The following is a 13,585-nucleotide window of genomic DNA, read 5'->3' on the forward strand; positions in this document are numbered from 1 at the left end:
TTGCTAAGAATAAACCTTACAGTAAATGGAAGGTCAAGCAGTTAAATGAGTAAATGAAATGAATATTAGTCAAGTAGCGAAGTTAACCGGATTAACGTCGAAAGCGATTCGTTTTTATGAAAGTAAAGGCATCATCAGAGAGGCAAATAGAAGTGCTAATGGTTATCGTCAATACACTGCAACCCAAGTTGAAGAATTGCAGCTGATTAGACGTTCAAGATTGGTTGGGTTTAGTCTAGAAGAGTGCCAAGATCTTTTAAGCTTATCAAATAACCCAAACCGCCGTAGTGCGGATGTGAAAAAGAAAACGCTAGAAAAAGTAATGGAAATAGAAGCTAAAATTCAAGAGTTAGAAGGAATGAAGCAAACATTATTAGAGCTAGCGAGTGCTTGTCCTGGAGATGAAAGTAATGACTGTCCTATTATTAAAGGGCTTACCTGTTGCCACGATAAAAAGTAGCAACAGGATTAATTCGTCAATCAGTAAAGTAGAGAATACAGTTGGCGACGGTATTTACCTGCAACTGGATTTCCTTGGCCAAGAGCAGAGAGGATATCCATCATTGTCTTCTTTACCTGCCCATCTTGAGCGTTAAGATCTTTTAATAAAATGATCATTAAAATGTCTAATGCTTCTTCTTGGCGATTTACTTGGCTGTATTGAATCGCAAGCTCTAAAGCCAGGTCCGTATTGCTTTGTTCGGCATTATACTTATCTTCTAATGCTTGGATTTCTGGTGTATTTCCTGCTTGCTTGTGAAGTTCTAGTTTTGCTATTAATTCTTTGTATTTGCTGTCTTGATCCTGCATTAATATTTCAGACAACATTGCTTCTGCCTGATCATAAGCTTGAGTTTCAATATAGCATTGGGCGATATGAAGTTTAATTTGGCCATTACCACCAAAGTGCTCAAGTAAAGCGAGAAGGGTAGGAAGTGCTGCTTGAAATTCACCTTCTTCAACTAATTTAAATGCTTGGCATAACTGAAGTTCTTCTTGGCTAGGTAAATGTTTGCTTAGCATTCCTTGAATGGCTTCGATCGTTTGAGGGCCGCCCATCCCATCAACCGCTTGGCCATTTTTAAATAAAGCAATTGTAGGTAAGGTTTGAACGCCAAATTGCTGTGCAAGACTTTGTTGTTCTTCACAGTTAAGTAGGGCGAGAGTTACTGCATCACCGTATTGTTGCGCCAATTGTTGTAATGCAGGAATGACAGCAAGGCTTTCTTGACTCATTGGGGTCCAGAAATGAATTAACACAGGGATCTGCATTGAGCCTTCGAGAATTTGTTGGAAGTTTTGTTCGTTCAGTTCAACGCTATGTTCTGGCTGCATGGGCTTTTCCTAAAATCAGTATTGTTGCTAGATATATACAGTTATATGGGGTATTGCATTGATTTTCAAGGAGCCAGATACGAAGAAAGCCACTATGCGTAACATAATGGCTTTACTATCGTAAGCGAAGACAACTGTTAGATCAGTATGAAGACTGCAACCGCGACACTCACACAGATCCAGTTGATTTTACCTAGTGTCATATTCTCTCCTAAAACACTTTCTACCGGATATGAACGAATATACTTATGCAATATGACACTAATATTACATTTTTAGTCTTTTCTCATATTTCTTAATTATTACACTTAATCGGCATGATAAAGATAAGTTAATCGCTCTTATTTAAGATTTTATCTAGGTACTTTGTTGGTAATAATCGTTTTAGAATAGCAAAGAGGTGAGTCGGAAAGGTGACTCGATAGCGTGCTTTGGGTCTAGATGAATTAAGTGCATGTAATAATGGGGGGATAATAGATTCCGAAGGCAAAACAAATGCACTGGCAGAGTTTTCTTTTTCAAGTCGTTTTTGTTGAATAAGATACTTTTCTTTATGCGGACTTTTTTCTATATCGACCCATTTTTTAAATGCTTTCAATGCATTAGATCTAAATTCAGTTTCAATTGGCCCTGGTTCGATTAAGCTTATTTTAATATTGGTATCTGATAATTCTAAACGCAGAGTATCAGTCCAACCTTCGATAGCAAACTTTGATGCGTTATAAGCCCCGCGATATTTCATTGCAACAATACCTAAAACGGAGCTGTTTTGAATAATTCTACCTTCTCCTTGGTTTCTCATGACAGGAAGAAGTTCTGTGACTAATTGGTGCCATCCAAAGAAGTTTGATTCAAACTGCTCTTTTAATGCATCTCTTGGTAAGTCTTCTAGTGCTCCAGCTTGTCCATATGCCCCATTATTGAACAATGCGTATAATTTCCCATCAGTAAGAGCGAGTAACTCCTGAATAGCTTGAGTCACCGTTTGAGGAGCACTGTAATCCAAATGTAAGCAAGTTAAGCCCTCTTTTTGCAGTCGTTCCACATCTTTAATTTGTCTGCATGATGCAATGACCTGAAACCCGTAATGTTGTAATTGATGGGCAGCGGTATAACCAATGCCCGTAGAGCAGCCTGTAATAAAGATTGAACGTTGCATAGCTTAACTTACACTTCTGTTTATGAATGTCATTTTATAATGAATCTAAACTAAATCCATTGCAACTAGAGCTACTTAGCTCAGCAATTGTTTTAATGCTGATTCAATACGGGAATAACGAAACTTAAATCCTTCATGAACTAAACGTTTTGGACGGATTCTTTGGCTATCTGTAAGCAAAACGGCTGCTTCGCCAAGAATTGCCTTAATGATTATTGTGGGTGTAAACAGAAAGTGAGGGCGTTTTAGTGTTTTTGCTAATGTTTGACTAAAAATAGCATTGGTCACAGGATGAGGGGCAGTTAGATTATAAATACCACAACTATCGTTATTTTCTATCAGGTGTAATATAGCGAGTACCATGTCATCGATATGAATCCACGACATATATTGTTTACCATTTCCTATGGGGCCACCTAGCCCACACTGATAGGGTAGTTGCATTTTTTTAAGAGCGCCTCCTAGAGGAGATAAAACAACACCTGTACGTAAGATACAAACGCGAGTTTGCTCACTTTGGGCTTGTAAGGCTTTATTTTCCCAACGCTGGCAGATTTGGTGTGCAAAATCAGATGATAAAATTTGCGTTGTCTCATCTATATCTTGATTACCGTTATCGCCGTAATAGCCAATCGCGGATCCAGAAATAAAACAAGGTGGTGGATTAGTTGATTTAAGGCTGAGTTGAGCTAGATTATCAGTAAGGTTGCATCGACTATCGGTAATAATTTTTTTTTGTTTTTTAGTCCATTTTTTTTCAGCAATCGGCTCACCTGCAAGATTGATGACTACATCAATCTCGTTAAAATTCTGAAAAGAACTGAGATCTGAAATAAATTCAGCGTGAGGTAAAGCAAGGTGACTCAGTGTGGACTCTGCTTGTTTTGTATCACGAGTTAAAAGTATTAAATGGTGACCTTTCAGGTGATCTAATAACTTTTTTCCGATTAATCCAGTACTGCCTGTAATAAGTATTTTCATCTCGTCTCCTGCAAGATATTCCTAATATCTAATGAACTAAGTATAAATTGACTTCACTGATTGGCAACTTTCATGCAATTTTCCTTTATACTTCTGGTTTGAAGCACCTCTTTAAATTTAAGGATTCTTTGTGAAGTTATTTTTTGCCTCAGATCTGCATGGCTCATTGCCTGCAACTCAGCGTGTTATTGATACGTTTCTTGCCTCTAAAGCGGATCATTTAATTCTGCTTGGAGACTTAATTAATTTTGGTCCAAGAAACCCAATACCTGAAGGCCATAATCCTATTGGGGTTGCTGAATTATTGAATCAATATGCTGAGTCTATCATTGCAGTAAGAGGTAATTGTGACAGTGAAGTTGATCAAATGCTGCTCTCTTTTCCAATAATGTCTGATTACAATATTGTATTATTGCCAACAGGGAAAAAAATCTTTTTAACTCATGGGCATATTTTTAATGCAGATAAACGTCCTTTATTAAAGAAAGGAGATGTTATTGCGCATGGACACACTCATATAACCGTTGCTGAATGGCAAGGTGAGCAGATTATTTTTAATCCGGGCTCAACGACCTTCCCACGTAATGATAGTGGGAAACCAAGTTACGGTTTACTGGATGGAACTAATCTATCCGTTCTTGATTTTGATGGGAATATTTTGAATTCTATTAAGTTGTAATCATACTAATCTAAATTTGTATTGGGTTGGTCTTACTTAATTTTAGAACAGGTATAAAAAAATCCGAGAAGATAATCGCCTCGGATTTTTTATATTAAGAACTATGCCGTTAATTTAATGAGAAAATAAAATCCCTGAGCCATAGTTAAGGCTAGTCAATAATAATGTTTTATCATTAATCACATCAACACGCTTGCTTTGTTGGGCATCAATTCTAAATACTCGCATGATTAACTTTTTCTGTGCGCCAGTGAATTCTTTATTATCGCTTGATGCCACATCTTTAAATTCAATAGGGTCAATAAGAAGGTAATCACCGCTATATTCCCAATTACCGGTTTCCATCACGTTAATGGTTAGTGGATGCGTTTCTGTATCTAGGACACTATAAATAGTCAGTTTTGATGATTTAGAGTAAGTTTTATTTGGTAAGTAAACTACATTTGATTTAATGTCAGCTCGTTTTAACGGTCCCATATCTTCGTAATCAATATTGCTATCGATACGAACTGTACTCATACTTTGCCATTCTTTAGACGTCAGTAATTGTTCAACTTTACTGTCGCTTTCCCAGTAAAACCAACCACTCCCTATCATTGAAATGAGAAGAAGAATAATAGGTGAAAAGCGTTTCATTAGAGGTAACTGCTCGTCGTTTAACCACATACTTTATCTACCTCTTTTTGATTTATTAGCAAACGAACGCTAATGCTTTGATCGCTATGTTCTTCATTATGAATATAATTCAATGTAATTTGATTTGGTTGTCCACTAGTAGCGATAACTTCAATTGGCTTTAATGTATCAGTATGCTTTGAATTATAAAAAATGGTGCATTGTTCAATAAGAGGTTGCCATTGGTCGATATTAGGATGATTAATAGGAATCAATACAGGTATTTCATCGTAAATAGCGACTTGAGTAAATGCATCTGATTTTGGAGTATGATTAAAGTATGCAATGACAGGCAAGATAAACGCAATAATCAAGGTTATTGTTCCAAGCAGAGATAGGTGTGCTTGAGGTTTATTTATACTTGATGCTTCTGTGATTTTACTTGGTTGCACGCTTTCTGTTTTAACGGTATCCACAGATTCGTCAGAAGTTATGTCTTCATGACTCTCCATTGAAACAGTTGAGAGATCTTCCATTGGGTTCGTCGCAAGCTCTGTTTCTGAGTCTGACTCTTGAGCTACTGCTGTTGAAATGAATTGATACCCACGCTTAGGCACTGTTTTTACATAAACAGGTAGTTTTGTTGGATCTTGTAGCATTTTTCGTAACGTAGAGATCGCTTGAGTTAAGCTCGAATCATCAACTTCAAATCCTTGATCTCTCCATACGTATTCATGTAGTTCATGGCGACTAACAACCTTCCCTGGTTCTTGAATAAGTAGGCTTAATACGCGACTTTCATTACCACCTAAGCGGATAATTTCTTCATCATTTAATGTATCGATGAGGCTATTATCGTTTGGATCGAATAGAAACCGGTTGCCAATAATAATTTTGTTATTTTCTATATTCATTGGTTGCTAACTCAGTAATGGTGATTCTTATTTATGATATCCAAGTATCATTTTTAGAATGTCTATTTTATGTCAAAATTTATCATTACGCATTTTATAGTATAAAAAAAGCAAAAAAACAGTGTTTTTTACATTGCTTTACCTTGAATTGCCATTTTAAGACCTCATTTTAATTAATAAGTTAAATACATTGTACAATTTTGGAGTTTATTGATGAGCGAGCAAACAATTAATAATAAAGAAACACGCGGCTTTCAGTCTGAAGTGAAACAATTACTTCATCTAATGATCCACTCTTTATATTCAAATAAAGAGATCTTTTTACGTGAATTAATATCAAACGCCTCTGATGCCTCAGATAAATTGCGTTTCAAAGCATTATCAAATGGTGATTTATATGAAGGCAATGCAGATCTTGGTGTAAAACTTTCTTTTAACGAAGAAGCAAACACCTTAACCATTTCTGATAATGGTATTGGTATGAGCCGCGAAGATGTGATTGAGCATTTAGGTACAATTGCTAAATCAGGCACTGCTGATTTCTTTTCAAAACTATCGGATGATCAAAGTAAAGACTCTCAATTGATTGGTCAGTTTGGTGTTGGTTTCTATTCTGCGTTCATTGTTGCTGATGCTGTAACAGTTCGTACTCGTGAAGCGGGTGTAGCGAAAGATCAAGCGGTTCAGTGGCACTCAGAAGGTGAGGGTGACTATACAATTGAAGACATTACTAAAGAAACTCGCGGTACGGATATTATTCTTCATATGCGTGAAGAAGGTAAAGAGTTCTTAAGTGAGTGGCGCCTAAAAGAAGTGATTGGTAAATACTCTGATCACATCGGTATTCCTGTTTCCCTTTGGTCTGTAGAAAAAGACGAAGAAGGCAAAGATAAAGAAGGAAAGTGGGAGCAAGTAAACAAGGCTCAAGCGCTTTGGACTCGCAGTAAATCAGAGATTGAAGATGCTGAGTATCAAGAGTTTTATAAGCACGTATCTCATGATTTTGCTGATCCACTGACGTGGAGCCATAATAAAGTAGAAGGTAAAAACGATTACACGAGCCTTCTATATATTCCAGCCAAAGCACCGTTTGATATGATGAACCGTGATCATAAAAGTGGCTTGAAGCTGTATGTTCAACGCGTATTTATTATGGATGACGCTGAACAATTTATGCCGAGTTACCTACGTTTTGTTAAGGGTTTGATTGACTCAAATGATCTTCCGCTAAACGTATCTCGTGAAATTCTTCAAGATAATAAAGTGACTCAGTCATTACGTAGCGCGTGTACTAAACGTGTACTAGGTATGCTTGAGAAAACAGCGAAGAAAGATGATGAAAAATATCAAACTTTCTGGAAAGAATTTGGACAAGTACTAAAAGAAGGCTTGGCTGAAGATTTTGCGAATAAAGATAAAATTGCCGGTTTATTGCGTTTTGCTACCACGGATAAAGATAGTTCAGAGCAATCGATGAGCTTAGCTGGGTATATTGAACGTATGAAAGAAGAACAAGATAAGATCTTCTATCTAACGGCAGACAGCTATGCTGCGGCGAAGAACAGTCCGCACCTAGAGCAATTTAAAGCAAAAGGCATTGAAGTCGTTCTAATGTATGACCGTATCGATGAGTGGCTAATGAGCTACCTAACAGAGTTTGATGGTAAGCAATTTCAATCTATCACTAAAGCTGGTTTAGACTTAAGTAAGTTTGAAGATGATGCTGAAAAAGAGAAGCAAAAAGAGACAGTAGAAGAATTTAAATCTGTTGTTGAGCGTACAAAAGCTTATTTAGGTGATCGTGTTAAAGAGGTTCGTACTACCTTTAAGTTAGCATCGACACCGGCAGTTGTAGTGACTGATGATTTTGAAATGGGTACACAAATGGCGAAACTTCTAGAAGCGGCGGGTCAGGCTGCTCCTGAAGTGAAATACATTTTTGAAATTAACCCAGAGCATGCGCTAATTAAGCAAATGGCAGATGAAGCTGATGAAGAGGCATTTGGCCGCTGGGTTGAAATGCTGCTTGGTCAAGCAATGTTAGCCGAACGTGGTTCTTTAGATGATCCATCGCAATTCTTAAGTGCAATGAATCAATTATTATCTAAATAATGGATAATGCAGTAACAAGATAAGTATAATGAGGCCGATGTGTTTTACACTAAGGTCTCATTGTTTTTTTATTGTTATCAAATAGACTCTATTTAGCGCTTATTTTTGCTTTTTTCATCGCAAACTTGATAGCTTTATCAGTTCCGTGTATCTTTCACGGCTTATTTTTCGAAATAAAACTTATACCTAAGTTTATAAGTAGTTGTCATAATCTACTTGTAAGGTTTGGTATAAATTCCAAGATTATTTTTTAAGGGGAAAACAATGCGTATCATCCTTTTAGGTGCACCTGGTGCGGGTAAAGGTACTCAAGCTCAGTTCATCATGGATAAATATGGTATTCCACAAATCTCTACAGGTGACATGCTACGTGCTGCTATTAAGGCGGGTACAGAGCTAGGCAAACAAGCTAAATCTGTAATTGATGCTGGCCAACTTGTATCTGATGAGATCATCCTTGGTCTTGTTAAAGAGCGTATTGCTCAAGAAGATTGCGCTAAAGGTTTTCTACTAGATGGTTTCCCGCGCACAATTCCTCAAGCTGATGGCCTAAAAGAGAATGGTGTATCAATCGATTACGTTCTTGAGTTTGACGTTGCTGATGAAGTAATTGTTGAACGTATGTCTGGTCGTCGTGCACACCTTCCTTCAGGTCGTACTTATCACGTTACGTTTAATCCTTCTAAAGTTGAAGGCCAAGATGATGTAACTGGTGAACCTCTTGTTATCCGTGAAGATGATAAGCCTGAAACTGTTCTTGCTCGTCTAGGTATCTACCATGAGCAAACAGCACCACTTATCGCTTACTACAATAAAGAAGCGGAAGCGGGTAAAACTCAGTACCTTAAATTTGATGGTACTAAGTTGGTTGCTGAAGTTAGCGCTGAGATCGAAAAAGCACTAGCGTAATCTTACGCAGTCAGTAATTTATTGTTATATTGAAGGCGACCTTATTGGTCGCCTTTTTTTATAGAAAATATGGACGATGATAGTGAATAATAAAAAAGCAGGGGTGCTACTTGTTAACCTAGGAACGCCGACTGCTCCAACAGCGTCAGCAGTAAAAACATTTTTATCTGAATTTTTACATGATAAGCGAGTGGTCGATCTAAATCGTTTTATCTGGTGTCCCTTGCTTCATGGTGTAATTCTTCCTATTCGAGCACCTAAAGTGGCTAAATTATATCAAAGTGTCTGGATGGATGATGGATCCCCTTTGATGGTTTATTCACAGCGACAGGTGGTTGCCTTACAAAAGCGTCTTTCAATGCCAGTGGCATTGGGAATGACTTATGGTGAGCCAAGAATTAAATCAGGTATTGAGTTATTAGAGCAACAAGGTTGTGATGAGATTATTATCCTTCCTCTATACCCTCAATATTCTAGAACGACAACCGCCGCTGTTTTTGATCAAATTGCAAAGCAATATAAAAGCACTCCTGTGTTACCAAATTTTTCGTTTGTTCATAATTATCATGATCACCCTCTCTATATAAAAGCGCTTGCTGAGTCTATCCGTCTTTCATGGGAGAAGAAGGGGAAAGGTGATTATGTTTTGTGTTCATATCATGGGATACCACAGCGCTTTGTTGATAATGGTGATATTTATGCACTGCATTGTGAGCGAACAACGGAATTGCTTGCTCAAGAATTAGGACTAACTCCTGAACAAATAGGCATGAGCTATCAATCTCGTTTTGGGCGAGAGGCATGGCTACAACCTTATACTTCTGAGACGTTAACTGAACTTACACCAAAAGGGATTAAGTCATTAGACATCATTAGCCCTGCATTTTCTTCTGATTGTTTAGAAACACTAGAAGAGTTATCAGAAGAGTGCAAAGAAATATTTATGGAAGCAGGTGGTCAAAAATACACCTTTATTCCATGTTTAAATGATGATGCTCTACATATTGAAATGATGGCAGATATTGTGAGTCAGAAGATTTCTCATTAATTAAACGTATTTTTTAGAAAAAAAGTATTTATTAGGGTTGAAAAGTACTACTCATTGCCCAATTTCTTATTAAAGATTATCAACGTGTGTAGTGAGCCTCGACATAGATGGGTCAGATCGCTACAATATCGCGTCTTATTTTGCCACTTGGCTAAATGTCGTATTTTATTCAATGAAATACGCGATCTGCTTGTTGATTTCAAATGAGTAGATAAAAGAAGGTGCCCATTTGGTACCACGAATCATAGGGGTTACGGTTTCTATCTTATTAGGCCTGTAACACAAGGATGCGACACGTATTTTTTGTCGCAAACTCAGAGAACCTGAGTCGATTTTGAGGTTTATATAAACATGCAAGTTACTGTTGAAACTAAAGAAGGCCTAGAGCGCGTTCTAACTATTACTGTTCCAGCTGCAAACATTGAAGATGCTGTAAATGCTGAGCTTCGCAATATCGCTAAAAATCGTCGCTTCGATGGCTTCCGTAAAGGTAAAGTGCCAATGAAGATGGTTGCTAAAATGTACGGCAGCGCAGTTCGTCACGATAAAATGGGTGAAGTTATGCAACGTCACTTCATTGAAGCGATCGTTAAAGACAAAATCAACCCAGCAGGCGCACCAACATTTACTCCAGTAGAATTTGCTGAAGGTCAAGATTTAGTATTCACAGCAACATTTGAAATCTACCCAGAAGTAGCACTTCAAGGTTTAGACAAAGTTGTTGTTGAAAAACCACAAGTTGAAGTTAAAGACGAAGACGTTGCAGAGATGCTAGAAACGCTACGTAAGCAACAATCTACTTGGACTGATGCAGACGTTGCTGCTGAAGACGGCACTCGCGCTACAATCAACTTTGTTGGTTCTATCGACGGTGAGCTATTTGAAGGTGGAAAAGCGGATAACTTCCCTCTAGAAATGGGCCAAGGTCGTATGATCCCTGGTTTCGAAGACGGTATCAAAGGTAAAAAAGCAGGTGACGAACTAACTATTGATGTTAACTTCCCTGAAGATTACCATGCTGAAAACCTAAAAGGTAAAGCTGCACAATTCGCTATCACAGTAGTTAAAGTTGAAGCTCGTGAGCTTCCAGAATTAAACGACGAGTTCGTTACTAAGTTCGGCGCTGAAGGTGGTGTTGAAGGTCTTAAAGCTGAAGTTCGTAAGAACATGGAGCGTGAATTAGCTCAAGCTGTTAAAAACAAGATCAAAGAACAAGCTATCAACGGTCTAGTTGAGCAAAATGACATTGACGTACCCTCTGCTCTTATCGATCAAGAAGTTCAAGTTTTACGTCAACAAGCTGTTCAACGTTTTGGCGGCAACGCTGATACTGCGCCAGAACTTCCACGTGAATTGTTCGAAGAGCAAGCTAAACGTCGCGTAGTTGTTGGTCTTCTTCTTGGTGAAGTAATCAAGACTGAAGAACTAAAAGCTGATGATGAAAAAGTAAAAGCACTTATCAATGAAATGGCTTCTGCTTACGAAGATCCAACTGAAGTTGTTGCTTACTACGAAGGTAATGAGCAAATGATGAACAACATGCGTAATGTTGCTCTAGAAGAACAAGCAGTTGAAGCAATCCTTGCTAAAGCACAAGTTTCTGAAAAAGCAGTAGGCTTTAACGAACTAATGAATCAACAACCTGCTTAATTTCTAAATTAATTAAGTAGTTAGTTGACTTAGTTTCACAAGATCTGCTAATAATGGTCCGAATGAAGCGTCATTCGGACCATTTATTTTATAAGGGATACGGTTATGAGCTATCAAGAAAACAATGCAATGCCTTCTATTATGGATGCACTTGTTCCTATGGTTGTTGAGCAAACTTCACGTGGTGAGCGTTCGTATGATATTTATTCCCGTCTGTTAAAAGAGCGTGTTATCTTTTTAACAGGTCAAGTTGAAGATCACATGGCCAACTTAGTTGTGGCTCAGTTGCTTTTCCTTGAGTCTGAAAACCCAGATAAGGATATCTTCCTATACATTAATTCTCCAGGTGGCTCTGTGACTGCAGGTATGTCAATTTACGACACAATGCAGTTTATTAAGCCAAATGTGAGCACAGTATGTATGGGTCAAGCATGTTCAATGGGCGCTTTCTTACTTGCAGGTGGCGCACCAGGCAAACGTTATGTTCTGCCTAACTCTCGTGTGATGATTCACCAACCACTTGGCGGCTTCCAAGGTCAAGCATCAGATATTCAAATTCATGCTCAAGAAATCTTAACGATTAAGAAGAAGTTGAATACGCTACTTGCTGAACATACAGGCCAGCCTTTAGAAGTGATCGAAAAAGATACAGATCGTGATAACTTCATGGCAGCAGATGATGCAGTGAAATACGGTCTTGTAGATGCTGTGTTAAATAAGCGTGACTAATTAAGAAAAAAGCAGTAACGTTTACAGCAAAGAAGGTAAGTTAGTATAAACTTACAGCATAAAGGCAACGTTTAAGAGGTTAGCAAATGACAGACAAGCGTAAAGACGAAAATAGTGGAAAGTTACTATATTGCTCTTTTTGCGGAAAAAGCCAGCATGAAGTTCGTAAACTAATTGCAGGTCCTTCTGTTTATGTTTGTGATGAGTGCGTTGATTTATGTAACGACATTATTCGCGAAGAGCTAAAAGATAATACTCTGTCTCCAAAAGAGAGTAGTGAAGCATTACCAACACCGCAAAATATTCGTGAGCACTTAGATGACTATGTTATCGGCCAAGAGCACGCGAAAAAAGTATTAGCAGTAGCGGTATATAATCACTACAAGCGTTTACGTAATGGCGATACTACAAAAGATGGCGTTGAATTAGGTAAGAGTAATATTCTACTTATCGGTCCAACAGGTAGTGGTAAAACATTACTTGCTGAAACGCTAGCTCGTTTCTTGGATGTTCCGTTTACTATGGCGGATGCAACCACTTTGACAGAAGCGGGCTATGTAGGTGAAGATGTAGAAAACATCATTCAAAAGCTACTACAAAAATGCGATTACGATCCAGCGAAAGCGGAGCGTGGCATTGTATATATCGATGAAATTGACAAGATTTCTCGTAAGTCTGAAAACCCATCAATCACACGTGATGTCTCTGGTGAAGGTGTTCAGCAAGCACTACTGAAATTGATTGAAGGTACAATTGCCTCAGTACCACCTCAAGGTGGTCGCAAACACCCACAACAAGAGTTTTTACAAGTAGATACTTCTAAGATCTTATTTATCTGTGGTGGTGCGTTTGCAGGCTTAGATAAAGTAATCGAGCAACGTGTTGCAACAGGAACTGGTATCGGCTTTGCTGCTGATGTTCGTTCTCAAGATGATAAAGCAACTGTCGGTGACTTATTGAAGCAAATTGAACCTGAAGATTTAGTTAAATTTGGTTTGATCCCTGAGTTTATTGGTCGTTTACCAGTAACAACAACATTAACTGAATTAGATGAAGAAGCGTTGATTCAAATTCTAAGTAAGCCTAAAAATGCATTAACTAAGCAATATGCTGCGTTATTTGATTTAGAAGGTGCAGAACTAGAATTCCGTGAAGATGCGTTGAGAGCGATTGCGAAAAAAGCAATGAATCGTAAAACGGGTGCTCGTGGTCTTCGTTCAATTTTAGAAGCGATATTATTAGATACTATGTATGAATTGCCATCAAAAGAAGGCGTTTCTAAAGTAGTTATCGACGAATCTGTAATTAATGGCGAATCAGAACCGCTATTAATGTTTGAAAATACAGAATCAAAAGCAATATCTGCAGAATAGTGTATTTAGCTAATAAATAGACAAAAAGGAGGCATTGGCCTCCTTTTTTATTTTTAATTGAAAATAATGTTGATTCTTAGC

13 protein-coding genes are annotated in these 13,585 nt (G+C 37.9%); 8 read left to right on the plus strand and 5 right to left on the minus strand.

Going from position 1 to position 13,585, the window contains the following annotated elements:
- Window positions 1-58: 58 nt before the first annotated feature.
- Window positions 59-460, plus strand: coding sequence for a Cu(I)-responsive transcriptional regulator (gene cueR / locus BTO22_RS03315; RefSeq protein ID WP_105054259.1), 402 nt, complete (start codon window positions 59-61; stop codon window positions 458-460).
- A 20-nt stretch (window positions 461-480) separates the two neighbouring features.
- On the opposite strand, the gene BTO22_RS03320 is transcribed toward cueR, so the two are convergent.
- The 3 genes from BTO22_RS03320 to BTO22_RS03330 form a co-directional block, all read right to left on the minus strand.
- Window positions 481-1,335, minus strand: a complete 855-nt coding sequence (locus BTO22_RS03320; RefSeq protein WP_105054260.1) for a co-chaperone YbbN — start codon at window positions 1,333-1,335, stop codon at window positions 481-483.
- A gap of 331 nt (window positions 1,336-1,666) precedes the next feature.
- The gene (locus tag BTO22_RS03325) at window positions 1,667-2,494 is read right to left on the minus strand and encodes an SDR family oxidoreductase (RefSeq protein WP_105054261.1); all 828 of its coding nucleotides are present in this window, start codon (window positions 2,492-2,494) and stop codon (window positions 1,667-1,669) included.
- A 75-nt stretch (window positions 2,495-2,569) separates the two neighbouring features.
- Window positions 2,570-3,475 (minus strand): TIGR01777 family oxidoreductase, encoded by a 906-nt coding sequence (locus BTO22_RS03330; protein WP_105054262.1) that lies wholly within the window; start codon window positions 3,473-3,475, stop codon window positions 2,570-2,572.
- A gap of 130 nt (window positions 3,476-3,605) precedes the next feature.
- Between BTO22_RS03330 and yfcE the strand changes: the two genes are divergently transcribed.
- Window positions 3,606-4,154 (plus strand): phosphodiesterase, encoded by a 549-nt coding sequence (gene yfcE / locus BTO22_RS03335; RefSeq protein ID WP_105054263.1) that lies wholly within the window; start codon window positions 3,606-3,608, stop codon window positions 4,152-4,154.
- 114 nt (window positions 4,155-4,268) lie between these two features.
- Here yfcE and BTO22_RS03340 read toward each other — a convergent pair whose 3' ends face one another.
- Together BTO22_RS03340 and BTO22_RS03345 are read right to left on the minus strand one after the other, a co-directional pair.
- Window positions 4,269-4,820 carry a regulatory protein ToxS gene (locus BTO22_RS03340; RefSeq protein WP_105054264.1) on the minus strand — a complete coding sequence of 184 codons (552 nt, stop codon included), beginning with the start codon at window positions 4,818-4,820 and terminating at the stop codon, window positions 4,269-4,271.
- Window positions 4,811-5,683 carry a transcriptional regulator gene (locus tag BTO22_RS03345; protein WP_105054265.1) on the minus strand — a complete coding sequence of 291 codons (873 nt, stop codon included), beginning with the start codon at window positions 5,681-5,683 and terminating at the stop codon, window positions 4,811-4,813. Before BTO22_RS03345 ends, BTO22_RS03340 begins: the two co-directional genes overlap by 10 nt.
- Before the next feature lie 213 nt (window positions 5,684-5,896).
- Between BTO22_RS03345 and htpG the strand changes: the two genes are divergently transcribed.
- From htpG to clpX, 6 genes are all read left to right on the plus strand, one after another.
- Window positions 5,897-7,795 carry a molecular chaperone HtpG gene (gene htpG, locus BTO22_RS03350; protein ID WP_105054266.1) on the plus strand — a complete coding sequence of 633 codons (1,899 nt, stop codon included), beginning with the start codon at window positions 5,897-5,899 and terminating at the stop codon, window positions 7,793-7,795.
- A gap of 264 nt (window positions 7,796-8,059) precedes the next feature.
- Window positions 8,060-8,704, plus strand: coding sequence for an adenylate kinase (adk, locus tag BTO22_RS03355; RefSeq protein ID WP_060990416.1), 645 nt, complete (start codon window positions 8,060-8,062; stop codon window positions 8,702-8,704).
- A gap of 82 nt (window positions 8,705-8,786) precedes the next feature.
- Complete coding sequence (hemH, locus tag BTO22_RS03360) at window positions 8,787-9,752, plus strand: ferrochelatase (RefSeq protein ID WP_105054267.1); 966 nt, start codon at window positions 8,787-8,789, stop codon at window positions 9,750-9,752.
- 351 nt (window positions 9,753-10,103) lie between these two features.
- Entirely contained in the window at window positions 10,104-11,402 is a 1,299-nt protein-coding gene (gene tig / locus BTO22_RS03365; RefSeq protein ID WP_105054268.1) for a trigger factor, read from the plus strand.
- A 105-nt stretch (window positions 11,403-11,507) separates the two neighbouring features.
- Window positions 11,508-12,131 carry an ATP-dependent Clp endopeptidase proteolytic subunit ClpP gene (clpP, locus tag BTO22_RS03370; protein WP_012549607.1) on the plus strand — a complete coding sequence of 208 codons (624 nt, stop codon included), beginning with the start codon at window positions 11,508-11,510 and terminating at the stop codon, window positions 12,129-12,131.
- A gap of 86 nt (window positions 12,132-12,217) precedes the next feature.
- Window positions 12,218-13,504 (plus strand): ATP-dependent protease ATP-binding subunit ClpX, encoded by a 1,287-nt coding sequence (gene clpX, locus BTO22_RS03375; protein WP_105054269.1) that lies wholly within the window; start codon window positions 12,218-12,220, stop codon window positions 13,502-13,504.
- Window positions 13,505-13,585 lie beyond the last annotated feature (81 nt).

Source organism: Aliivibrio sifiae, from assembly GCF_002954705.1.
Lineage (GTDB): Bacteria > Pseudomonadota > Gammaproteobacteria > Enterobacterales > Vibrionaceae > Aliivibrio > Aliivibrio sifiae_A.